This window comes from Streptomyces hygroscopicus, from assembly GCF_026168105.1.
Taxonomy (GTDB): Bacteria; Actinomycetota; Actinomycetes; order Streptomycetales; family Streptomycetaceae; genus Streptomyces; species Streptomyces hygroscopicus_D.
In genome coordinates, this window is record NZ_LBMW01000038.1 from 1 (window position 1) to 21196 (window position 21196).

Genomic DNA, 21196 nt, shown 5'->3' on the forward strand with positions numbered 1-21196 from the left:
ACGGGGGAGCACCACCACGGGGGGAGCGGTACCGGGGGAGGGGGCAACCGGGGGAAACAGGGGGACACGGGGGAGCGCAAGAGAGCGGGACTGGGGGGCCGGGGGGTCCGTCCGGTCCCGTTTCTCGTTGTCCCGCACTCTGGCCGTCCTCTTTGTCTTCTCCGTGCGGTGTTACGCGGCCGTGCTCACCGACGTCCGCCGCCCCGCCGCCGCTGCCGTCAGTCGGCTCAGTGCCTCGTCCCGGTCACAGGCGTATGCGCCGAGAGCCGTCTGACGGGCCACGATCGAGCGCTCCGCGCACATCAGCCGCCAGCCGCGGCGCAGCAGGAACGCGACCGACTTGCGGCCCTCCTTGAGATCGCGCACGAAGCGACGGCGGAACGTGGTGAGCGGCCCGCGGGTCAGGCACAGCGCGTCGGCCAGGACGCCCAGTTCGCGGCAGCGCTCCACGATCTCCGCGGCGAAGATGCCTTCCGCAATGAACACCGGCGTACGGTCGATGTGCAGCGTCTCCTCGCCCGTACGGGCGCTCCGCGCGATGTCGTACACGGGCACCGTCGTACGTCCCGTGGCGCACAGTTCGGTGATCGCCGCGACCGCGACGTCCGCGTCCCATGACCGCGGATGGTCCCAGTCGACGTCCGAACTCCCCTCCACCAGCGGCAGCGTGGGGTCGTCGCCCTCTTTGTAGAAGTCGTCCAGCCGCAGTACGGGCAGGCCCGACAGCGCGGCGACAAGGGACTTGCCCGATCCGGAGGGACCGCAGAGCAGTACGACACGGGCGGGGGCCGGGGGATGGAGACTCACGAGACACCAGTCTGACGCATCGCGGCCACCTCGCCGATACCGCGGGTCGACGTTGGAGCACACATCACACCTCAACTACTCTGCGTATCGACACGATTACCGTTCGCAGTGAGAAGGTGGCAGCAGCCATGGCACGACACGCCTACCCCAAGACCCCCACCGCCCGGCGCACTCTCGTCGCGCTCGCGACCGCGGGTGCCGCGTTGGGGGCGGGAGCGGCCACGGCGTCGGCGGACAGCGCCCCGGTCCTCGACGCGATGCGCACCCGGCCGGTGTCGCTCGGCGAAGTCGACCCGCACGCTGGGCTGCCGGCGCTGACGGGCGCGGTGGGACAGGTCACCGGTCCGGTCGGGGAGCTCAAGCCCAATCCGCTGGCGGGCACGGGTGTCGACCCGCTCGACAACGGCGTCGCCACTCAGATCGCCGACTTCAAGCCGCTGTCGTCGCAGTCCCTGACCCGGCCGGTGGCCGAGGCGCACTCGCTCGGCGGCGTCCCGGTGGTCGGGCGGGTGCTCCGGGCGACGCGCTGACCGTCCCCCGGAAGGGCGCCCCGGCGCCCCCATGACGGAGAGCCGCGCTTCCCCTGGACGGCGGGGAAGCGCGGCTCTCCTGTTCCGGTGCGGCCTCAGTACGACGAGCCGGAGGCGCCCAGCGAACCCGTCGGGTGCCAGACCGTCTTCGTCTCGAGGAAGGCCGTCAGACGCTCGATGCCGGGCGTCGCGGAGTAATCCACAGTCTGTGGACGCAGTACGCGCTTCAGGTTGTCCGCCGCGGCGATCTCCAGCTCCTTCGCCAGTACGTCGTCGGCGCCGGTCAGGTCGATCGCGTTGACGTCCTGGTGGGCGGCGAGCGGGGCCGCGATCTCCGCAGTGCGGCCGGAGAGGACGTTGACGACACCGCCCGGCAGGTCGGAGGTGGCCAGCACCTCGCCCAGGGACAGGGCGGGGAGCGGGGACTTCTCGCTCGCGATCACGACGGCCGTGTTGCCGGTCGCGATCACCGGGGCGATCACCGAGACGAGGCCCAGGAAGGACGACTCCTGCGGGGCCAGGACCGCGACCACGCCTGTCGGCTCGGGCGTCGACAGGTTGAAGTACGGGCCCGCGACCGGGTTGCCGCCGCCGACCACCTGGGCGATCTTGTCGGTCCAGCCCGCGTACCAGACCCAGCGGTCGATCGCCGCGTCGACCTGGGCGGAGGCCTTGGACTTGGACAGCCCCTCGGCCTCGGCGACCTCGCGCACGAACTGGTCGCGGCGGCCCTCCAGCATTTCCGCGATGCGGTAGAGGATCTGGCCCCGGTTGTACGCGGTCGCACCCGACCAGGCGCCGAACGCCTTGCGCGCAGCCACGACCGCGTCGCGGGCGTCCTTGCGCGAGGCCTGCGGGGCGTTCGCCAGCCACTTGCCCTTGGAGTCGGTCACCTGGTACACCCGGCCGCTCTCGGAACGCGGGAACTTCCCGCCGACGTACAGCTTGTAGGTCTTGAAGACGGAAAGTCGTTCGTCAGACATCGAGGTACGCCTCCAGGCCGTGGCGGCCGCCCTCGCGGCCGAAGCCCGACTCCTTGTAGCCGCCGAACGGCGAGGTCGGATCGAACTTGTTGAACGTGTTGGACCAGACGACACCGGCGCGGAGCTTGTTCGCCACCGCCAGGATGCGGGAGCCCTTCTCCGTCCAGATGCCGGCGGAGAGGCCGTACTGGGTGTTGTTGGCCTTGGCGACGGCCTCGTCCGGAGTGCGGAAGGTCAGGACCGACAGCACCGGGCCGAAGATCTCGTCACGGGCGATGGTGTGCGCCTGGGTGACGTTCGTGAAGAGCGTCGGGGCGAACCAGTAGCCGGAGGACGGGAGTTCGCAGGCCGGCGACCAGCGCTCGGCGCCCTCGGCCTCGCCCTGGTCGGCCAGCGCGGTGATCCGGGCCAGCTGCTCGGCGGAGTTGATCGCGCCGATGTCGGTGTTCTTGTCGAGCGGATCGCCCAGCCGGAGGGTCGAGAGCCTCCTCTTCAGGGACTCCAGCAGCTCGTCGTGGATCGACTCCTGCACGAGAAGGCGGGAGCCCGCGCAGCAGACCTGGCCCTGGTTGAAGAAGATGCCGCCGACGATGCCCTCGACGGCCTGGTCGATCGGGGCGTCGTCGAAGACGATGTTGGCGCCCTTGCCGCCCAGTTCGAGGGTGAGCTTCTTGCGGGTGCCCGCGACCGTGCGGGCGATCGCCTTGCCCACGGCCGTGGAGCCGGTGAAGGCGACCTTGTCGACGTCCGGGTGCGCGACCAGGGCGGCGCCCGTGTCGCCGTATCCCGGAAGGATGTTGACGACGCCCTTGGGCAGGCCCGCCTGGCGGCAGATGTCCGCGAAGAAGAGCGCCGAGAGCGGGGTGGTCTCCGCGGGCTTGAGGACGACCGTGTTGCCGGTCGCGAGCGCCGGGGCGATCTTCCACGCCAGCATCAGCAGGGGGAAGTTCCAGGGGATGACCTGGCCGGCGACGCCCAGCGGCTTCGGTGACGGCCCGAAACCTGCGTGGTCGAGCTTGTCGGCCCAGCCCGCGTAGTAGAAGAAGTGCGCGGCGACCAGAGGCAGGTCGGCGTCGCGGGTCTCCTTGATGGGCTTGCCGTTGTCGAGCGTCTCCAGGAGCGCCAGCTCACGGCTGCGCTCCTGGACGATGCGGGCAATGCGGAAGAGGTACTTGGCGCGCTCGGAGCCCGGCAGCGCCGACCACTTCTCGAACGCCTTGCGGGCGGCCTTCACCGCGCGGTCGACGTCGGCCTCGCCCGCCTGGGCGACCTCGGAGAGGACCTCCTCGGTGGCCGGGCTGATCGTCTTGAAGACCTTGCCGTCGGCCGCGTCGGTGAACTCGCCGTCGATGAACAGGCCGTACGAGGGGGCGATGTCGACGACGGAGCGGGACTCGGGCGCCGGCGCGTACTCGAATGCGGAAGGCGTATTTTCCATGTTCATGGGGTCTCAGTCCACCGTCACGTAGTCAGGGCCGGAGTAGCGGCCGGTGGCCAGCTTCTGACGCTGCATCAGCAGATCGTTCAGGAGCGAGGAGGCGCCGAAGCGGAACCAGTGGTTGTCCAGCCAGTCCTGGCCGGCGGTCTCGTTCACCAGGACCAGGAACTTGATCGCGTCCTTGGAGGTGCGGATGCCGCCGGCCGGCTTCACGCCGACCTGGATGCCGGTCTGCGCACGGAAGTCGCGTACGGCCTCCAGCATGACGAGGGTGTTGGCCGGGGTCGCGTTGACGGCGACCTTTCCGGTCGAGGTCTTGATGAAGTCCGCGCCCGCCAGCATGCCCAGCCAGCTGGCCCGGCGGATGTTGTCGTACGTCGAGAGCTCGCCGGTCTCGAAGATGACCTTCAGACGGGCGCTCGTCCCGCAGGCCTCCTTCACGGCGGTGATCTCGTCGTACACCTTCATGTACCTGCCCGCGAGGAACGCGCCGCGGTCGATCACCATGTCGATCTCGTCGGCGCCCGCGGCCACGGCGTCGCGCACGTCGGCCAGCTTGACGTCGAGCGCGGCGCGGCCCGCCGGGAAGGCGGTGGCGACCGACGCGACCTTCACGCCGGAGCCCGCGACGGCCTCCTTCGCGAAGGCCACCATGTCCGGGTAGACGCAGACGGCCGCGGTCGCCGGGGTCGTACGGTCCGTCGGGTCGGGGCGGACCGCCTTGGCGCCGAGCGCCCGGACCTTGCCCGGGGTGTCCGCGCCTTCCAGCGTCGTCAGGTCGACCATCGAGATGGCGAGGTCGATGGCGTACGCCTTCGCGGTGGTCTTGATGGAACGGGTGCCGAGCGAGGCGGCGCGCGCCTCCAGGCCGACCGGGTCGACGCCGGGCAGCCCGTGGAGGAAGCGGCGCAGCGTGCTGTCGGACGCGGTGACGTCTGAGAGCGGGTGTGCGAGAGCGTTCGTGGGCATGGTCACCAGGCGAGCATATCTACGCGCGTAGCGGCTGTACACCCCCGGGACCCTCCGGACGCGAACCGGACACGGGTGCGCACCACGCGGGCCACGGTTGTGTACCGGTCGGGGGGCTCCGCGTGCCGGTCGTGCAGAATCGGTCCATGACGACCCCGGATCACCAGCCGCCCGCGCCGGAACACTCGGCACCAGAGTCCCGGGACCGGATCTACCGGTCGCCCTCGGGCCTGGCGGCCGGCGTGCTGCTGCTCGCCATCGCACTCTGGCTCGGCATCGACGCGCTGGTCTCGGGCCACGGCCACGCGCCCTGGCTGGCGCTCGCCGGGCTGATCCTGGTCATCCCGCTCGTCATCGCCTTCACCCTGCGCCCTGCCGTGTACGCGAACGAGGAGCGGCTCCGCATCCGCAACCCGTTCCGCGTGATCGTGCTGCCCTGGGGCTCGGTCGCCTCACTGCGCTCCGGGTACTCGAACGAGGCCGTCGCCACGTCCGGCGCGAAGTACCAGCTGTGGGCCGTGCCCGTCTCGCTGCGCGCCCGCAAGCGCGCGGCCCGGCAGCAGAGCCGCACCGCCGCCCAGGGAGCCCCGACGGGCGGCCGGGGGCGCCTGGGCTCCCTCTCGCCGGTCCCCGCCGGGCCCGCCCGCGCCCAGGCCGACCAGATCATGGAGGACCTGCGCGAGCTGGCCGAGACCCACGAGAAGTCCGGGCGGGCCCAGGGCGAGCCGACGGTCCGCTGGGCCTACGAGGTGATGGCGCCGGCCGCGACCGGAGCGGTGCTGCTGGCGATTCTGCTGGCGACGGGCTGAGCGGCCGGGGTCGTACGGCCCGACGGGGCCGGAGGTATCGGCCCCGGCTTCTCGTGGTGGTCTTGGGTCACCCTCGCGGGACGCTCGCACGGAGGCTCAGTGGAATCCGGGCATGCCGGGGGAGTCGATACCGATGGCCACGGTGCCCGGCGGGTAACGGTCCTCGTCGTCGGTGAGCAGGATCGGCATACCGGCCGTATCGGTACGGCACAGGGCGGCGCACAGAGCGTGGCAGGTGTCCGGGCCGCCGTAGCCGTCACGGATCATCGAGCCGATCGTGGGAGCGTCGATCTGTCCGACAGGGTCGACGATCGTGCAGGGGTAACCGAGGACACGATGAGCAGCCCCCGCGGATCTGCGTCCGGCACCGGGCCGCAGGGCCATCGCCGAAGGCGACGCAAGCTCCCTTGAGGCGGGCCGCGGAAGCACGGCACCTGTACCTACTGTCACTTCACGGCGTACGTGAGGAAATCGGACCACACGGTGGGGGGCAGGGTGAGGTGGGGGCCCTCGGTGTTCTTGGAGTCGCGGATGTGGACGGTGCGGCGGGTTATTGCGATCTCTACGCAGGAGTTGCCGTCGTTTCCGCTGCTGTGGCTGCTCTTGAACCACGCCAGCTCAGAGGCGTCCCCGGCAGCGGTCTTGCGGATCATGTTTCTCCCAGTAGTTGTTCGATGAAGGCGAGTGACTCCCTTGGCGAGAGCGCTTGAGCCCGGATGGTGCCATACCGCAGCTCGAGAATGCGGAGCTGCTTGAGGTCGGAAGTCGGGCGGCCGCTGAACGCACCGTCAGAGCGGCCCACTGCCCTGCCGTCTGCGAACTTCAACAACTCGATCCTTCCGGCCAGGCCGGAGTGGGTCTCGCTGTTCAACGGCATCACCTGTAGGACAACGTTGTGCAGCCGACCCACCTCCAACAGGCGTTCGAGTTGCTGGCGCCATGCCATTGTGCCCCCGATGGGTCGCCGTAGCGCTGCCTCTTCCTGGACGAAGCTGAGTGCCGGAGCGGGCGAACGCTCGAAGACGGACTGCCGGGCCATGCGGGCGGCCACCATGCGCTCAACCTCGTCTGATGAGTACGGGGGTTGCATCGCCTCGAACAAGGCCCTCGCATGTACCGGCGTCTGCAAAAGGCCGTTGACGCTGTGGCTCTCGTACACCCCGATCTCAACCGCCTGAGCCTCCAGCTTCGCCAGCTCCCGCACCTTCCTCGGATACCGGACCTTGGCCACGTCCTCCTTCATCGCCGAGAGCAGCCCGCCCGCCCCCAACGCCTCGTCCGCCTTGTCCAGGTACTCGGGCCGCGGGATCCGCTTGCCGCTCTCGATCTTGTAGACCATGTCCTCGCCGTAACCGACGGCCGTCCCGAACTCGGCGGCCCGCATCCCCACCGCCTCCCGGCGCAGCTTCAGCTGACGCCCGACAGTCGCGACGACCGCCAGCCCCCACTCGTCGTCGGGATCGACCTCCCAACCCGGCTCGTCCGCCTCGGTCTTGAGTCGTACCGCTTCGCCGTCCACCGTCATTCCGCGCCCCCTGCGTCGTACCGTCGTGCCGCGACGCACGTACCCGTACGCTCCGCCCCGACAAGCCCGGACACCACCGGACAAGCGCCGGACAGTCACCGTACGTATCAGCGTCGTCACTGTTCACGGTAGGCGCCGACCGCCACGCTGGTGACGTGAACCAGAAATCCGTCGAAGACGGCACTTCCATCCGCAACTTCACACTTCAGCTGTCCCCCACGCCGCGCGGAGCCCGCCTCGCCCGTCTGCTCGCCACAGAGCAACTCCGCTCCTGGGGGCTGCCCTGGAACCGTGCGAGCCAGGTCGTTGCGGAGCTGGCCGCCAACGCCATCACCCACGGCCGCGTCCCCGGCCGCGATTTCCGGCTCACGCTCTACGTCGTCGCCGACACCCTCCGGATCGAGGTCGCCGACGCCCGGGGCGACCGCCTCCCCGAGCCCCGACATCCGGCCGCCGAAGGCGAGTCCGGCCGCGGCCTGCTCCTCGTCGCCGCCTTCGCCGACCGCTGGGGCGTCGCCCCGGGGCCGCACCCGCGCAAGACGGTCTGGGCCGAGCTGACCGTGGCGCGGCCTGCCACGAGCCGGTGAACGGTGACTCGGGTGGGCACGACAAAACCCCCAAACAACCAGGGGAAATTACCCATCCCAACCCCACCGACCGCTCCGGTCGACAGCCCTCACCCCGGATGGGTGAGGTTGGCGAACTCGGCTGGCTTCAGGGCGGGTTGGCGGGTCCCTCTGCGAACAGCCCGGCCCTCACCTCATCCAGCGTGACCAGACTTCATCGCGGCCTCAGCCGGATACGCCGACCCGACGGGCGGCGACGTCATCGTCCCGGGCGGAATGTTCACCTATCAGGTCGTGGTGCGCAGCGAGCGCGTCCACGTCAACCAGATCACGTATCTGGTTTCCGAGGAGATCTTCGGAACCGAGTAGCCGACCGCGGCGTGACCGCCGTACGGCGCGGCTGTGCCCGCGGCTGCAGAGGCCGCGGGCACAGCGGTGCGTCAGATACCGGCCGCCGCCGAGAGATCGCGCTTGATCGACGCCAGCAGCTCCGTCGCCTTGGCCCGTGCCGCCGGAAGGTCGGCGTGCGCGGCGACCGGGACCACGACCTCCAGGTAGCACTTCAGCTTCGGTTCCGTGCCGCTGGGGCGCACGATCACGCGGGCGCCGTCGAGCGTGTAGCGCAGGCCGTCGGTGGGCGGGAGCCTGTCCGTGCCCTTGGTGAGGTCCTCGGCCCCGGTGACCGGCAGGTCCGCGAGGCGGGTCGGCGGCTGCTCGCGCAGGCGCCGCATCGCGTCCGCGATGACCGACAGGTCCTCGACGCGCACCGAGAGCTGGTCCGTGGCATGCAGTCCGTGCTCGACGGCGAGGTCGTCGAGGAGGTCGAGGAGCGTACGGCCCTCCTCCTTGAGCTCGGAGGCCAGCTCGGTCACCAGGAGCGCGGCCGTGATGCCGTCCTTGTCGCGCACGCCCTCGGGGTCCACGCAGTAGCCGAGCGCCTCCTCGTAGCCGTAGCGCAGTCCTTCGACGCGGGCGATCCACTTGAAGCCGGTGAGGGTCTCCTCGTACGGCAGGCCCGCCTTCTCGGCGATGCGGCCGAGGAGGGAGGAGGAGACGATCGACTCGGCGAACGTGCCGGTGACCCCGCGGCGGACCAGGTGCGCGGCGAGCAGGGCGCCCACCTCGTCGCCCCGCAGCATGCGCCAGTCGCCGCCGTCCTTGACGGCCGCGGCGCAGCGGTCGGCGTCGGGGTCGTTGGCGATGACGAGGTCGGGATCCGTCTCTCGGGCCTGCGCGAAGGCGAGGTCCATGGCGCCCGGCTCTTCCGGGTTGGGGAAGGCGACGGTCGGGAAGTCCGGGTCGGGGTCGGCCTGCTCGGCGACGAGGACCGGCGCCGGGAAGCCGGCCCGCTCGAAGGCGGCGAGCAGCACGTCCTTGCCCACGCCGTGCATCGCCGTGTAGACGGTACGGGCGGTGCGCGGGGAGTCCGGTGCGAGGACGGCGTCCGTGCGGGCGAGGTAGGCGCCCAGGACGCTCTCGTCGAGGGTGTCCCAGCCGGAGGCCGGGCGGGGGACGGCCGCGAGGGTGGTGATCGCGTCGATCTCGGCCGCGATCTCGGCGTCGGCGGGCGGCACGATCTGGGAGCCGTCGCCGAGGTAGACCTTGTAGCCGTTGTCGCGGGGCGGGTTGTGGCTGGCGGTGACCTCGACGCCGGCGACCGCGCCGAGGTGCCTGATGGCGAAGGCGAGGACCGGGGTGGGCAAGGGGCGGGGGAGGACGGCCGCGCGGAGGCCCGCGCCCGTCATCACCGCCGCGGTGTCCCGGGCGAAGTCGGCGGACTTGTGACGGGCGTCGTAACCGATGACCACGAGGCCGTCGCCCTGACCCTTGGACCTGAGGTACGCGGCGAGGCCCGCGGCGGCGCGGATGACCACGGAGCGGTTCATGCGCATGGGTCCGGCGCCGAGTTCGCCGCGGAGGCCGGCGGTGCCGAACTGGAGGGTGCCGCTGAAGCGCGCGGCGAGCTCCGCGTGGTCCCCGGCGTCGATCAGCTTTGCGAGTTCCTCACGGGTTTCCGCGTCGGGGTCCTCGGCCAGCCACGCCTTGGCCCGTGCGATGAGTTCGTCGTGCACGTCGGGTCAACCTCTCGTCGTCTGCTTGTCGGGGCGGTCGCGGCCGGTGGTGGGTCCGGGCGCGGGGAGGGCCGGGTGTGTGGGCCGGTGCTCCGCCTGTGGCGGACGGGCGGGAGGGCCGGGCCCGGGCGGACGCGTCCCGGCCTGTCGGGACCGGGGTGGACGTCGTGTCCCGGTCCGTCAGGACCGGGGTGGACGTGTCCCGCTCCGCCCGGCACGAGCCGTCGGCACCGGTCGGCCGGGGTGGCGCCGCCTCCGGCGGGCACGGCCGAGCCCGCCCGCGTGTGGGGACGGGGCCGTTCGGGGGATCGGGGTCCGGGGGCGGAGCCCCCGGCGATACCCCGGTGACGTCTGTCTACCCCGGCCGGTGGTTCTTTACAGGCGGTTGAGCACCTCGGCCAGCAGCGCCCCCATCCGAGTCGCGCTGTCGCGGCCCGCCTGGAGGACCTCCTCGTGGTTCAGCGGCTCGCCCGTCATACCGGCGGCGAGGTTGGTGACCAGGGAGATGCCGAGGACCTCGGCCCCCGCCTCGCGCGCGGCGATCGCTTCAAGCACCGTGGACATGCCCACGAGGTCGGCGCCGATGACACGAGCCATCCGGATCTCGGCCGGGGTCTCGTAGTGCGGGCCGGTGAACTGTGCGTAGACGCCCTCCTCGAGGGAGGCGTCGATCTCCTTGCACAGCGCGCGCAGGCGCGGCGAGTACAGGTCGGTCAGGTCGACGAAGTTGGCACCGACGATCGGGGAGGTCGCCGTCAGGTTGATGTGGTCGCTGATCAGCACCGGCTGGCCGGGGCGCATGGTCTCGCGCAGGCCGCCGCAGCCGTTGGTGAGGACGATGGTCTTCGCGCCGGCGGCGACGGCGGTGCGGACGCCGTGCGCGACGGCGGCGACGCCGCGGCCCTCGTAGTAGTGCGTACGGCCCAGGAAGACCAGGGCCCGCTTGTCACCGATCCTGTACGAGCGGACCTTGCCGCCGTGGCCCTCGACGGCCGGCGGCGGAAAGCCGGGCAGCTCGGTGACCTGGAACTCGGCCTCGGCCTCGCCGAGGGCGTCGACGGCCGGAGCCCAGCCGGAGCCCATCACGAGGGCGACGTCGTGGGTCTCGGCACCGGTCAGCTCGCGCAGGCGCGCAGCGGCGGTGTCGGCGGCGGCGTAGGGGTCGCCCTGGATGTCGTCCGGAAGAAGAGATGCGTTCACGCGCAAGAGGGTAGCCGGTTTGGGCCTACGCGCGTAGATGACGGAGCTCACGGCAATGCGATCGTTGTCTTGTCGTTTCCGACGAAAACGCGTGACGCCAGTGGAGTGAGTGACGTCAGTGGAGTGAGTGACGCGAGCAGATGAGTGACGTCAGTGGAGTGAGTGGCTGGGTGAAGTGGGTGAACCTCGGGCGCGCTCAGCACGGCCGCTTGCGGAGCTCCATCACGTAGTCGTGCGGTGCCCCGGCCGACTCGGCCGCGTCCGCGATCTCGCCCAGGTAGCGGGCCGACGGGAGGCCGCCCTCGTAACCGTTGAGGACGTACGTCCAGGCGGGCTCCTCGCCGTCCAGCGTGTGGACGCGGACGCGCAGCCGGCGGTAGACCTCGAGGCCCACGCCCTCCCAGCGGTCCATGGACTCCTCGTCCATGGGCGCGATGTCGTACAGCGCGACGAAGACCTGTGAGACCGGGTCCTCGACGATCGTCGCGAGAGCGCCCTCCCAGCCCATGTGCTCTCCGCCGAAGGTCAGCCGCCAGCCGTTGAGCCAGCCGGTGGCGCGCAGCGGCGAGTGGGGTGCGCGGCGCGTCATCAGCCGCGCGTCGAGATTGCCGGCGTACGCGGCGTAGAGCGACATGAAGTCGAGGGTACGGCAGCGTCACCCCAGCCTCTCCTGTAACAGAAGTACATCGGCCCTCCCCCGGAGGAGAACCTCCTGAAGCGTCGGGGACAATGGAGTACGTGACTCGGATCGTGATCATCGGTGGCGGACCCGGCGGATATGAAGCGGCGCTGGTGGCCGCGCAGCTCGGCGCGGAGGTGACCGTCGTCGACTGCGACGGTCTGGGCGGGGCATCGGTGCTGACCGACTGCGTGCCGTCGAAGACGCTCATCGCGACGGCCGAGGTGATGACCACCTTCGATTCGTCGTACGAAGAGCTCGGCATCATCGTGGCCGACGACACGCCTCCCCTGGAGCAGGCCGCCCGGGTCGTCGGGGTCGACCTCGGGAAGGTCAACCGCCGGGTGAAGCGGCTCGCTCTCGCCCAGTCCCACGACATCACCGCGTCCGTGACGCGCGCAGGCGCCCGGGTCATGCGCGGACGCGGCCGACTGGAGGGCATGCAGGCCCTGGACGGGTCGCGCAAGGTCGTCGTACGGGCCGCGGACGGGAGCGAGGAGGCCCTCACCGCCGACGCGGTCCTCATCGCCACCGGCGGTCATCCGCGCGAGCTGCCGGACGCCCAGCCCGACGGCGAGCGGATCCTGAACTGGACCCAGGTCTACGACCTCGACGAGCTGCCCGAGGAGCTCATCGTCGTCGGGTCCGGTGTCACCGGTGCCGAGTTCGCCGGTGCCTACCAGGCCCTCGGGTCCAAGGTCACCCTCGTCTCCTCGCGCGACCGGGTGCTGCCCGGCGAGGACCCCGACGCCGCCGCCGTCCTCGAGGACGTCTTCCGCCGCCGCGGCATGAACGTGATGGCCCGTTCGCGCGCGCAGTCGGCCAAACGCGTGGGCGACCGGGTCGAGGTCACCCTCGCCGACGGGCGGGTGATCACCGGCTCGCACTGCCTCATGGCGGTCGGCGCCATCCCCAACACCAGCGGGATGGGTCTGGAGGAGGCCGGGGTCAAGCTGCGGGAGTCCGGGCACATCTGGACCGACAAGGTCTCCAGGACGACGGCTCCGGGTGTGTACGCCGCCGGTGACGTGACCGGTATCTTCGCCCTCGCCTCCGTCGCCGCCATGCAGGGGCGCATCGCCATGTACCACTTCCTCGGCGACGCGGTGACCCCGCTCAACCTGAAGACGGTCTCCTCGAACGTCTTCACGGACCCCGAGATCGCCACCGTCGGCTACACCCAGGCCGATGTGGACGCGGGCAAGATCGACGCACGGGTGGTCAAGCTTCCCCTGCTGCGGAACCCGCGCGCCAAGATGCAGGGCATACGGGACGGCTTCGTCAAGCTCTTCTGCCGTCCCGGCACCGGGATCGTCGTGGGCGGAGTGGTCGTTGCACCGCGCGCGTCCGAACTGATCCATCCCATCTCGATCGCGGTCGACAACAATCTGACGGTCGAGCAGATCGCGAACGCCTTCACCGTGTATCCCTCCCTGTCGGGCTCGATCGCGGAGGTGGCACGGCAGTTGCACACCCGGAAGGCCGGCGTCGAGGCCTGACGGCCCGTCGGGGGCGACCGCAGGTCAGGCGCTCCGTCACGGGGAGTCGCCGACGATGCGTACGGCATAGGCGCCTGGCCTGGGCACGTATACCACTTTCCGCCCTGCCGTGCGAACAACTTCTGTTATTCGGCGCAAACTGCTGAAACCAGACGGTCGTTGGGGTTACTGTCAGTTTCGTGTTCGCTGCAGAACGTCGTCAATTGATCCTCGAAATGGTGCGAGCGAACGGAGCCGTGTCGCTCCGTGAGCTCGCCCGCGTCGTCCAGACCTCCGAAGTGACCGTACGGCGGGACGTGCGCGCACTGGAGGCAGAAGGACTCCTCGACCGCCGGCACGGCGGTGCGGTATTGCCGGGCGGGTTCACGCGGGAGTCCGGCTTTCCGCAGAAGTCACATCTCGCGACCGCCGAGAAGACGGCCATCGCCGACCTCGCCGCCGGGCTCGTCGAAGAGGGCGAGGCCATCGTGGTCGGGGCGGGGACCACCACGCAGGAGCTGGCGCGCCGGCTCGCGCGGGTGCCCGGGCTGACCGTCGTCACCAACTCCCTGCTGGTGGCACAGGCGTTGGCCCATGCCAATCGCGTGGAGGTAGTGATGACCGGCGGCACCCTGCGCGGCTCCAACTATGCACTGGTCGGCAGCGGCGCCGAACAGTCGCTCCAGGGCCTCAGGGTCTCCAAGGCGTTCCTGTCCGGAAGCGGTCTCACCGCCGAGCGCGGGCTGTCCACGTCCAACATGCTGTCGGCGTCGGTCGACCGCGCACTGGTGCAGGCGGCCGCGGAGGTCGTCGTCCTCGCCGACCACACCAAGCTCGGCACGGACACGATGTTCCAGACGGTGCCCACGGACGTGATCACCCGGCTGGTGACGGACGAACCGCCCGCGCACGACGACCGGGCCGCCACCGAGCTGCAGGCCCTGGCCGACCAGGGCGTGCAGATCGCGGTCGCCGGCACGTCGGGGGGCGGTGCCACGGGAGGCGATGCGGTCCAGGCGGGACGGCAGCCGCGCCGGGACGTGCCCCTCCCCGGCCCACGCCGAGGCCAGGTCCCCGGCGGCCCGCAGTTGCGCAGCGCGACGGTCCTCGGGGAGTCCCCCACGGGAGAGCGCGCCCGGGTCGCGGACCTGCGCCGCCGCTAGCGAGGGAACACCGCACCGGCCCCGTCAGGGGAGCCTCGGCCATGCCCCCGCTCGCTGCCGCGCAGGCGTCCGGTCCGGAGGCGGAGCGGGGAGCCCGGGGTACGTCCTGAGGCGCGCCGACGGTCGCGCACGGGTAAGGCAGGCCGGTGCCCGGCCCCGCGGGCACCCGGCGGCAGGAGCCCGGCGCCCGGGGACGGTCGGGTGTGGTCCGCCGGAAGGCGCCCGGGGACGGTCGGGTGCGGCCCGCCGGAAGGCGCCCGGGGACGGTCGGGTGCGGTCCGTCCGGAATTGCTCGGGTACCGGTCCGCCCGGGGCGCGTGCTCGCGAGCACCGTCCACCCCGCACAGCTGCTCGAGGCTTGCGCCCGGCCGCAGGCGGCAGCCGGGTGCGCCCTTCGGCCACGCCGCGTCCTCGTCCCGCTCCCGCGAAGGTCTCCGCCCCGGCTCGGAAAACGGGACGCCCCGCGGACCGGTTGCTCCGGTCCGCGGGGCGCCCCGCCGAAGCCCTGCGTCAGTCCTTGATCTCGCAGATGGCGGCGCCGGAGGTGATGGACGCGCCGACCTCCGCGTTCAGGCCCTTGATGGTGCCGGCCCTGTGCGCGTTCAGCGGCTGCTCCATCTTCATCGCCTCGAGGACCACGACCAGGTCGCCTTCCTTGACTTCCTGGCCCTCCTCTACCGCGACCTTCACGATCGTGCCCTGCATCGGGGAGGCCAGCGTGTCACCGGAGGCCACCGGCCCGGACTTCTTGGCGGCGCGCCGCTTCGGCTTGGCGCCCGCCGCAAGCCCCGTACGGGCCAGCGACATGCCGAGGGACGCGGGCAGCGAGACCTCCAGCCGCTTGCCGCCGACCTCGACGACGACCGTCTCGCGACCCGGCTCCTCCTCGGCCTCCGCCTCCGCGGGCGCCGCGAACGCCTTGATCTCGTTGACGAACTCCGTCTCGATCCACCGTGTGTGGACCGTGAACGGGCCCTCGGAGCCGGTCAGTTCGGGTGCGAACGCCGAGTCCCGGACGACCGCGCGGTGGAACGGGATCGCCGTGGCCATGCCCTCCACCTGGAACTCGTCCAGGGCACGCGCGGCCCGCTCCAGGGCCTCCTTGCGGGTGCGGCCCGTGACGATCAGCTTGGCAAGCAGCGAGTCCCACGCCGGGCCGATGACCGAACCCGACTCGACGCCCGCGTCCAGGCGCACGCCCGGGCCGGACGGCGGGTCGAACCGGGTGACGGTACCGGGGGCCGGGAGGAAGTTGCGGCCCGGGTCCTCACCGTTGATGCGGAACTCGAAGGAGTGGCCGCGCAGTTGCGGGTCGCCGTACCCCAGCTCCTCGCCGTCGGCGATCCGGAACATCTCCCTCACCAGGTCGATGCCGGCGACCTCCTCGGTGACCGGGTGCTCCACCTGGAGGCGGGTGTTGACCTCCAGGAAGGAGATCGTTCCGTCGTTGCCGACCAGGAACTCCACCGTGCCCGCGCCCACGTACCCGGCCTCCTTCAGGATGGCCTTCGACGCCCGGTACAGCTCGGCGAGCTGCTCCTCGTTCAGGAACGGGGCCGGGGCCTCCTCGACCAGCTTCTGGTGGCGGCGCTGCAGCGAGCAGTCCCGGGTGGAGACCACGACCACGTTGCCGTACTGGTCGGCAAGGCACTGCGTCTCGACGTGACGCGGCTTGTCCAGGTAGCGCTCGACGAAGCACTCCCCGCGGCCGAAGGCGGCCACGGCCTCGCGCACCGCCGACTCGTACAGCTCGGGGACCTCCTCGAGGGTACGGGCGACCTTCAGACCGCGCCCGCCGCCACCGAAGGCGGCCTTGATGGCGATGGGCAGCCCGTGCTCCTCGGCGAAGGCGACGACCTCGTCCGCGCCGCTGACCGGGTCGGGTGTGCCGGCCACCAGCGGGGCGCCGGCGCGCTGGGCGATGTGCCGCGCGGCGACCTTGTCGCCCAGATCCCGGATGGCCTGCGGCGGCGGGCCGATCCAGATCAGCCCGGCGTCCAGGACGGCCTGGGCGAAGTGGGCGTTCTCGGAGAGGAAGCCGTAACCGGGGTGGATGGCGTCCGCACCGGAGTCCTTCGCCGCCTGCAGCACCTTCTCGATGTCCAGGTAACTGGTGGCGGGGGTGTCGCCGCCCAGTGCGAACGCCTCGTCCGCCACGCGGACGTGCAGGGCGTCCCGGTCCGGGTCGGCGTACACGGCGACACTCGCGATCCCGGCGTCACGGCAGGCCCGGGCGACGCGGACAGCGATTTCGCCACGGTTGGCGATCAACACCTTGCGCACGATGGCTCCCTCTCCTTGAAACAAGCCGAGTTTAGGGACTGCCGACACGACCTTTCGACCCGTCCCCAGTGGTGAGCTTGCCCACACGGAGCGTGAAACCAGGCTCACTCCACCTGTGAAACCCCTTGTCGCACCGCCGTACAGGGGAATCCACCGGAAAACCCTAGCCCTCCGATGTGGTCAAGGTCTCTATGAAGTAGTCCCGCCGCCGGTCGTGTTTCTTTGTGGAGTCCCTACTAATGGCCCAACGATTCTTTGCCCCTGTCAGACCTCTTGTCCCGAGGTTTACCCGTTAGTAGCGTTCGCGATGTCTCGAAGGTACTGGCAGTAACACGTGGCGTGCTCGAAGGTGGGTGGGGCCCGGTGGTCCGCAGACCGGTGGCAGGGATCCTGGCGATCGTCCTCTTCACGGAGGGGATCGGCATCGCGCTCCTGAACTGGTTCCTCGGTGTGGTCGTTCACCGCCAGAAGATGTCCCTGGCGGGCCTCGACCCCAGCATGATGTCCGTTTCGTCGAAGGCCGGCGGGGTCGTCTTCGGGCTCTACTTCGCCGTCTGCGGGCTCGCCGCCCTGCTGGTGGCCGTGCGCGACCGCTCCCCGTCCGGCATCTGGCGCATCCTCCTGATCAGCGCCGCCGTGGTGCACGGTCTGCTCGGCGCGTTCACGGTCGGCCTGGTCGGCTGGGGCGCGTTCGCGTACATGATGGTGGTGCTCGCGCTGGTCCTTCTCACCCTCATGACGTACGACCGTCAGGGTGGCCCGGCTGACGCGCCGCCCGCGGACGGCGGCGCCGGGGACGGCGACGGGCCGCTCACTTCTCCGGCGGCGTCCACAACTCCGTGATCCCGACGCCCAGTTCGGCCAGTAGCCGGCGGACCAGGGGCAGGGAGATCCCGATGACGTTGCCGTGGTCGCCGTCGATGCCGTCGATGAAGGGCGCCGAGCGTCCGTCGAGCGTGAAGGCCCCGGCCACGTAGAGGGGCTCGCCGGAGGCCACGTAGGCGGCGATCTCCTCGTCCGTCGGCTCGCCGAAGCGAACCACGGTGGACGCGGTGGCGGACGCGTACCGGCCGCTGAGCGTGTCGTAGATGCAGTGGCCGGTCTGCAGGGTGCCCGCCCGGCCGCGCATCGACTTCCAGCGGGCCGTCGCCTCCTCCGCGTCCGCGGGCTTGCCGAGGGCCTCGCCGTCCAGGTCGAGAACCGAGTCGCAACCGATCACCAGCGCGCCCTTGACCTCGGGCTTCGCCGCCACCACGGAGGCCTTCGCCTCGGCCAGGGCGAGCGCGAGCTCCGCGGGGGTGGGGGCAGTGACCGCGTCCTCGTCGACACCGCTCACGATGACCTCGGGGTCGAGTCCGGCCTGCCGGAGCAGTCCGAGCCGGGCGGGGGACTGGGATGCGAGCACAACACGGCGACGGAGCTGAACGGTCATGCGCACAGCGTATCGGCGCGCCTCACCGGATGCCGATGACGATCATCGCCAGCACCATGGCCACCGCCATGAGGACCCCCAGCCGCCGCAACATCTCCTGCGTGTCGCGGAGTTCCTCCGGCGGCTCGTTCTCGGGGTCGGACCACAGCATGCTCTCGATCGTGCGACGGTGACCTGCTCCGCGCCTGAGTACGCGTACTCAACTTGGCGCACCGGCTCCACGGGCGCGGCGAGCCGGTGCGCCGGTCAGGCCCGAACAGAGCCTGACCGGCGCCGCACCCCCAGGGCCTGTCCTTCGGATCAGGCGGGCGTCGCGGGGCCCGGAAGACGGGTCCTATGCGGGCCAGTACGTACGGGACCAGGCCACCGGGCCCGGCTGGGGCAGCCGGTGGGCGGCGATACGGGCCGGGTCGGCCCAGGAGTCCCGGGCACGCGCCGCACCGGGCGGTACGGAGGCCGCCGCCGCGGCGCGGGCCCGGACCACCGCCAGTGCGGCGGCCAGCTCCTCCGGGGTCGGATTGCCCCGTATGACCTTGATCGTCATGTCTGCTCCCAAGGGTCCGGGGTTCTACAGGGGGATGTTGCCGTGCTTCTTCGGGGGCAGGGACTCCCGCTTGGTACGCAGCTGGCGCAGACCGCGCACCACATGGCGGCGGGTGTCGGACGGCATGATCACCGCGTCGATGTAGCCGCGCTCGGCCGCGACGTAGGGGTTGAGAAGGGCGTCCTCGTACTCCTGGATGAGCCGGGCGCGGGTCGCCTCCGGTTCGTCGGCCTCGGCGATCGTGCGGCGGTGCAGGATGTTGACCGCGCCCTGCGCGCCCATGACGGCGATCTGGGCGGTCGGCCAGGCGAGGTTGAGGTCGGCGCCCAGGTGCTTGGAGCCCATGACGTCGTAGGCGCCGCCGAAGGCCTTGCGCGTGATGACCGTGATCAGCGGGACCGTCGCCTCCGCGTACGCGTAGATCAGCTTGGCGCCGCGGCGGATGATGCCGGTGTGCTCCTGGTCGACGCCGGGGAGGAACCCGGGCACGTCGACGAAGGTGATGACGGGCACGTTGAACGCGTCGCACGTCCGCACGAACCGCGCGGCCTTCTCGCTCGCGTCGATGTCGAGGCAGCCCGCGAACTGCATCGGCTGGTTGGCGACGATGCCCACCGGGTGGCCCTCGACCCGGCCGAAGCCGGTGAGGATGTTGGGCGCGAACAACGGCTGCGTCTCGAAGAACTCGGCGTCGTCCAGGATGTGCTCGATCACCGTGTGCATGTCGTACGGCTGATTCGCGCTGTCCGGGACCAGCGTGTCCAGCTCCCGGTCCTCGTCGGTGACGGAGAGGTCCGCCTCCTCCGGGAAGGCCGGGGCCTCGCTGAGGTTGTTGGACGGCAGGTACGACAGCAGCTGCTTGACGTACTCGATGGCGTCCTTCTCGTCCCCGGCCATGTGGTGGGCCACGCCGGAGGCGGTGTTGTGGGTGCGGGCGCCGCCCAGCTCCTCGAAGCCGACGTCCTCACCGGTGACCGTCTTGATGACGTCCGGGCCGGTGATGAACATGTGTGAGGTCTGGTCCACCATCACCGTGAAGTCGGTGATCGCGGGGGAGTACACCGCGCCGCCCGCGCACGGGCCGACGACCAGACTGATCTGCGGGATCACTCCGGAGGCGTGGGTGTTACGGCGGAAGATCTCCCCGTACGCGCCCAGGGAGGCGACACCCTCCTGGATGCGGGCGCCGCCGGAGTCGTTGATGCCGACGACCGGGCAGCCCGTCTTCAGGGCGAAGTCCATCACCTTGACGATCTTCTGGCCGTAGACCTCGCCGAGGGCGCCGCCGAAGACGGTGAAGTCCTGCGAGAACACGGCGACCGGGCGGCCGTCCACGGTTCCGTACCCGGTCACGACGCCGTCGCCGTACGGGCGGTTCTTCTCCAGACCGAAGTTGGTCGAGCGGTGCCGGGCGAACTCGTCGAGCTCCACGAACGAGCCCTCGTCCAGCAGCAGCTCGATCCGCTCACGCGCCGTCAGCTTGCCCTTGGCGTGCTGCTTTTCGACGGCACGCTCCGAGCCGGCGTGCGTCGCCTCCTGGACGCGGCGCTGGAGGTCCGCGAGCTTGCCCGCGGTGGTGTGAATGTCGATCTCTTCCGGCTCGGACATCGGGATGCGGCTCCCTGCCTGCTCAATGGGGACGTGAGGGTGAGGTGCTACGAAATGCTCAGAAGAACGAACGGTTACTCATCCGTAGCGTAGTGGCGTGCCTACCGATCGGCAGTGCGGCGTTTACCACACCTAGGGTGGCTTGCATGATGCCGCGAGATGCCTCAGACGCGAACGACCGGTCGAACGACGCCGCCGGCGGTGGCGGCCGCTGGTCCGACTTGGACCGCCCTCCCCTGAACGCCGCCACGCTGCGCAGCGGACTGCTGCGGGAGGGCGGGTTCTGGTCCGGGATCGAGGTGGTGCAGCGCACCGGGTCCACCAACAGCGACCTGGTCGCCCTCGCCGCGGCCGGCAGCGCCGCCGAGGGCACCGTCCTGGTGGCCGAGGAGCAGAACGCCGGGCGCGGGCGGCTCGACCGCACCTGGACGGCCCCCGCCCGCTCCGGTCTGTTCTTCTCCGTCCTGCTCGAGCCTGCCGGGGTGCCGGTCGCCCGCTGGGGCTGGCTGCCGCTGCTCGCCGGGGTGGCTGTCGCGACGGGGCTCGCGCGGGCCGCGGGGGTCGACACGGCACTCAAGTGGCCCAACGACCTGCTGGTCAGCGTGGGCGGGGAGGAACGCAAGGCCGGGGGGATCCTCGCGGAGCGCGCGGGCGAGGCCGCAGTGGTGGTCGGCATCGGGATCAACGTCACGCTGCGTGAGGACGAGCTGCCGGTACCCATGGCGGGCTCGCTGGCCCTGGCGGGTGCCCGGACCACGGACCGCGACCCGCTGCTGCGGGCGGTGTTGCGGTCCCTGGCGGACTGGTACAGCCGCTGGCGTGCCGCGGACGGCGACCCGGCGGCCTGCGGCCTTCAGGAGACATACGCGGCGGGCAGCGCGACGCTGGGCCGCCTCGTACGGGCCGACCTGCCGGGCGACCGGTCCATCACCGGTGAGGCGGTGGCGATCGACGGCGACGGCCGTCTCGTGCTGGCGACGGACGAGGGAGTGCAGGAGCCGGTGGGGGCAGGGGACGTGGTGCATCTGCGGCCGGCGTGACGCCGGGGGCGGACACGGCCGAGGAGTGAGCTACCGCACACCTGCCGTAGAGTTGACCGCGGTCGATACC

Annotated in this window: 22 protein-coding genes; 7 read left to right on the forward strand and 15 right to left on the reverse strand. The window is 71.0% G+C overall.

All coding sequences use genetic code 11. The annotated features are described in order from the left end of the window. Positions 1-171: 171 nt before the first annotated feature. Positions 172-807, reverse strand: coding sequence for a uridine kinase family protein (locus AAW14_RS28940; RefSeq protein ID WP_265567007.1), 636 nt, complete (start codon positions 805-807; stop codon positions 172-174). A 128-nt stretch (positions 808-935) separates the two neighbouring features. Here AAW14_RS28940 and AAW14_RS28945 point away from each other — a divergent pair, with 128 nt between their 5' ends. After that, positions 936-1337, forward strand: coding sequence for a hypothetical protein (locus AAW14_RS28945; protein WP_265567009.1), 402 nt, complete (start codon positions 936-938; stop codon positions 1335-1337). A 95-nt stretch (positions 1338-1432) separates the two neighbouring features. Here AAW14_RS28945 and AAW14_RS28950 read toward each other — a convergent pair whose 3' ends face one another. Genes AAW14_RS28950 through deoC form a run of 3 tightly spaced genes read right to left on the reverse strand, consistent with a single transcriptional unit; the run spans position 1433 to position 4727 of the window. After that, the gene (locus AAW14_RS28950; protein ID WP_265567011.1) at positions 1433-2320 is read right to left on the reverse strand and encodes an aldehyde dehydrogenase family protein; all 888 of its coding nucleotides are present in this window, start codon (positions 2318-2320) and stop codon (positions 1433-1435) included. Next, on the reverse strand, positions 2313-3758 hold the full coding sequence (locus AAW14_RS28955; RefSeq protein WP_265567131.1) for an aldehyde dehydrogenase family protein: 1446 nt from the start codon (positions 3756-3758) through the stop codon (positions 2313-2315). The genes AAW14_RS28950 and AAW14_RS28955 overlap by 8 nt, the downstream gene beginning before the upstream one ends. A 12-nt stretch (positions 3759-3770) precedes the next feature. Beyond that, positions 3771-4727 carry a deoxyribose-phosphate aldolase gene (deoC, locus tag AAW14_RS28960; RefSeq protein ID WP_265567133.1) on the reverse strand — a complete coding sequence of 319 codons (957 nt, stop codon included), beginning with the start codon at positions 4725-4727 and terminating at the stop codon, positions 3771-3773. Between the two features lie 146 nt (positions 4728-4873). On the opposite strand from deoC, the gene AAW14_RS28965 reads away from it, so the two are divergent. Then, on the forward strand, positions 4874-5536 hold the full coding sequence (locus AAW14_RS28965) for a PH domain-containing protein (RefSeq protein WP_265567013.1): 663 nt from the start codon (positions 4874-4876) through the stop codon (positions 5534-5536). 96 nt (positions 5537-5632) lie between these two features. On the opposite strand, the gene AAW14_RS28970 is transcribed toward AAW14_RS28965, so the two are convergent. The 3 genes from AAW14_RS28970 to AAW14_RS28980 all read right to left on the reverse strand — a co-directional run bounded on the left by AAW14_RS28970 (position 5633) and on the right by AAW14_RS28980 (position 7061). Then, complete coding sequence (locus tag AAW14_RS28970) at positions 5633-5920, reverse strand: hypothetical protein (protein ID WP_265567015.1); 288 nt, start codon at positions 5918-5920, stop codon at positions 5633-5635. A 62-nt stretch (positions 5921-5982) separates the two neighbouring features. Next, positions 5983-6189, reverse strand: a complete 207-nt coding sequence (locus AAW14_RS28975; protein ID WP_265567017.1) for a DUF397 domain-containing protein — start codon at positions 6187-6189, stop codon at positions 5983-5985. Then, the gene (locus AAW14_RS28980; RefSeq protein WP_265567019.1) at positions 6186-7061 is read right to left on the reverse strand and encodes a helix-turn-helix domain-containing protein; all 876 of its coding nucleotides are present in this window, start codon (positions 7059-7061) and stop codon (positions 6186-6188) included. The genes AAW14_RS28975 and AAW14_RS28980 overlap by 4 nt, the downstream gene beginning before the upstream one ends. A 155-nt stretch (positions 7062-7216) precedes the next feature. On the opposite strand from AAW14_RS28980, the gene AAW14_RS28985 reads away from it, so the two are divergent. Then, positions 7217-7648 (forward strand): ATP-binding protein, encoded by a 432-nt coding sequence (locus AAW14_RS28985; protein WP_265567021.1) that lies wholly within the window; start codon positions 7217-7219, stop codon positions 7646-7648. 419 nt (positions 7649-8067) lie between these two features. Here the strand turns inward: AAW14_RS28985 and AAW14_RS28990 are convergent, their stop codons facing one another. From AAW14_RS28990 to AAW14_RS29000, 3 genes are all read right to left on the reverse strand, one after another. Beyond that, on the reverse strand, positions 8068-9699 hold the full coding sequence (locus AAW14_RS28990) for a phospho-sugar mutase (RefSeq protein WP_265567023.1): 1632 nt from the start codon (positions 9697-9699) through the stop codon (positions 8068-8070). Between the two features lie 375 nt (positions 9700-10074). Next, positions 10075-10899 carry a purine-nucleoside phosphorylase gene (locus AAW14_RS28995; RefSeq protein ID WP_265567025.1) on the reverse strand — a complete coding sequence of 275 codons (825 nt, stop codon included), beginning with the start codon at positions 10897-10899 and terminating at the stop codon, positions 10075-10077. Between the two features lie 196 nt (positions 10900-11095). Further along, positions 11096-11533, reverse strand: a complete 438-nt coding sequence (locus tag AAW14_RS29000; protein WP_265567027.1) for a gamma-glutamylcyclotransferase — start codon at positions 11531-11533, stop codon at positions 11096-11098. Between the two features lie 95 nt (positions 11534-11628). Here AAW14_RS29000 and AAW14_RS29005 point away from each other — a divergent pair, with 95 nt between their 5' ends. Together AAW14_RS29005 and AAW14_RS29010 are read left to right on the forward strand one after the other, a co-directional pair. After that, complete coding sequence (locus AAW14_RS29005; RefSeq protein WP_265567029.1) at positions 11629-13077, forward strand: NAD(P)H-quinone dehydrogenase; 1449 nt, start codon at positions 11629-11631, stop codon at positions 13075-13077. 179 nt (positions 13078-13256) lie between these two features. Further along, positions 13257-14219 (forward strand): DeoR/GlpR family DNA-binding transcription regulator, encoded by a 963-nt coding sequence (locus AAW14_RS29010; protein WP_265567032.1) that lies wholly within the window; start codon positions 13257-13259, stop codon positions 14217-14219. A 510-nt stretch (positions 14220-14729) separates the two neighbouring features. Here AAW14_RS29010 and AAW14_RS29015 read toward each other — a convergent pair. Then, on the reverse strand, positions 14730-16502 hold the full coding sequence (locus AAW14_RS29015; protein ID WP_265567034.1) for an acetyl/propionyl/methylcrotonyl-CoA carboxylase subunit alpha: 1773 nt from the start codon (positions 16500-16502) through the stop codon (positions 14730-14732). A 363-nt stretch (positions 16503-16865) separates the two neighbouring features. Here AAW14_RS29015 and AAW14_RS29020 point away from each other — a divergent pair, with 363 nt between their 5' ends. Next, on the forward strand, positions 16866-17345 hold the full coding sequence (locus tag AAW14_RS29020) for a hypothetical protein (protein WP_265567036.1): 480 nt from the start codon (positions 16866-16868) through the stop codon (positions 17343-17345). Here the strand turns inward: AAW14_RS29020 and AAW14_RS29025 are convergent. The 4 genes from AAW14_RS29025 to AAW14_RS29040 all read right to left on the reverse strand — a co-directional run bounded on the left by AAW14_RS29025 (position 17314) and on the right by AAW14_RS29040 (position 20086). Further along, entirely contained in the window at positions 17314-17934 is a 621-nt protein-coding gene (locus AAW14_RS29025; RefSeq protein ID WP_265567039.1) for a Maf family protein, read from the reverse strand. The two genes, AAW14_RS29020 and AAW14_RS29025, sit on opposite strands and share 32 nt — an antisense overlap. Positions 17935-17956: 22 nt before the next feature. Further along, complete coding sequence (gene mmpB / locus AAW14_RS29030; protein ID WP_265567040.1) at positions 17957-18085, reverse strand: morphogenic membrane protein MmpB; 129 nt, start codon at positions 18083-18085, stop codon at positions 17957-17959. A gap of 183 nt (positions 18086-18268) precedes the next feature. Then, entirely contained in the window at positions 18269-18478 is a 210-nt protein-coding gene (locus AAW14_RS29035) for an acyl-CoA carboxylase epsilon subunit (RefSeq protein WP_265567042.1), read from the reverse strand. 24 nt (positions 18479-18502) lie between these two features. Continuing rightward, positions 18503-20086: an acyl-CoA carboxylase subunit beta gene (locus AAW14_RS29040; protein WP_265567044.1), complete on the reverse strand. Its 1584-nt coding sequence runs from the start codon at positions 20084-20086 to the stop codon at positions 18503-18505. A 146-nt stretch (positions 20087-20232) separates the two neighbouring features. Between AAW14_RS29040 and AAW14_RS29045 the strand changes: the two genes are divergently transcribed. After that, positions 20233-21126, forward strand: a complete 894-nt coding sequence (locus AAW14_RS29045; protein ID WP_416223393.1) for a biotin--[acetyl-CoA-carboxylase] ligase — start codon at positions 20233-20235, stop codon at positions 21124-21126. The last annotated feature ends 70 nt before the right edge of the window (positions 21127-21196 follow it).

Coding starts and splice junctions, on each gene's coding strand:
- AAW14_RS28945 (WP_265567009.1), top strand. CDS start 936: ATGGCACGACACGCCTACCCCAAGACCCCCACCGCCCGGCGCACTCTC.
- AAW14_RS28950 (WP_265567011.1), bottom strand. CDS start 2,320: ATGTCTGACGAACGACTTTCCGTCTTCAAGACCTACAAGCTGTACGTC.
- AAW14_RS28955 (WP_265567131.1), bottom strand. CDS start 3,758: ATGGAAAATACGCCTTCCGCATTCGAGTACGCGCCGGCGCCCGAGTCC.
- deoC (WP_265567133.1), bottom strand. CDS start 4,727: ATGCCCACGAACGCTCTCGCACACCCGCTCTCAGACGTCACCGCGTCC.
- AAW14_RS28965 (WP_265567013.1), top strand. CDS start 4,874: ATGACGACCCCGGATCACCAGCCGCCCGCGCCGGAACACTCGGCACCA.
- AAW14_RS28970 (WP_265567015.1), bottom strand. CDS start 5,920: ATGGCCCTGCGGCCCGGTGCCGGACGCAGATCCGCGGGGGCTGCTCAT.
- AAW14_RS28975 (WP_265567017.1), bottom strand. CDS start 6,189: ATGATCCGCAAGACCGCTGCCGGGGACGCCTCTGAGCTGGCGTGGTTC.
- AAW14_RS28980 (WP_265567019.1), bottom strand. CDS start 7,061: ATGACGGTGGACGGCGAAGCGGTACGACTCAAGACCGAGGCGGACGAG.
- AAW14_RS29000 (WP_265567027.1), bottom strand. CDS start 11,533: ATGTCGCTCTACGCCGCGTACGCCGGCAATCTCGACGCGCGGCTGATG.
- AAW14_RS29005 (WP_265567029.1), top strand. CDS start 11,629: ATGGAGTACGTGACTCGGATCGTGATCATCGGTGGCGGACCCGGCGGA.
- AAW14_RS29025 (WP_265567039.1), bottom strand. CDS start 17,934: ATGACCGTTCAGCTCCGTCGCCGTGTTGTGCTCGCATCCCAGTCCCCC.
- mmpB (WP_265567040.1), bottom strand. CDS start 18,085: ATGCTGTGGTCCGACCCCGAGAACGAGCCGCCGGAGGAACTCCGCGAC.
- AAW14_RS29035 (WP_265567042.1), bottom strand. CDS start 18,478: ATGACGATCAAGGTCATACGGGGCAATCCGACCCCGGAGGAGCTGGCC.
- AAW14_RS29040 (WP_265567044.1), bottom strand. CDS start 20,086: ATGTCCGAGCCGGAAGAGATCGACATTCACACCACCGCGGGCAAGCTC.
- AAW14_RS29045 (WP_416223393.1), top strand. CDS start 20,233: ATGATGCCGCGAGATGCCTCAGACGCGAACGACCGGTCGAACGACGCC.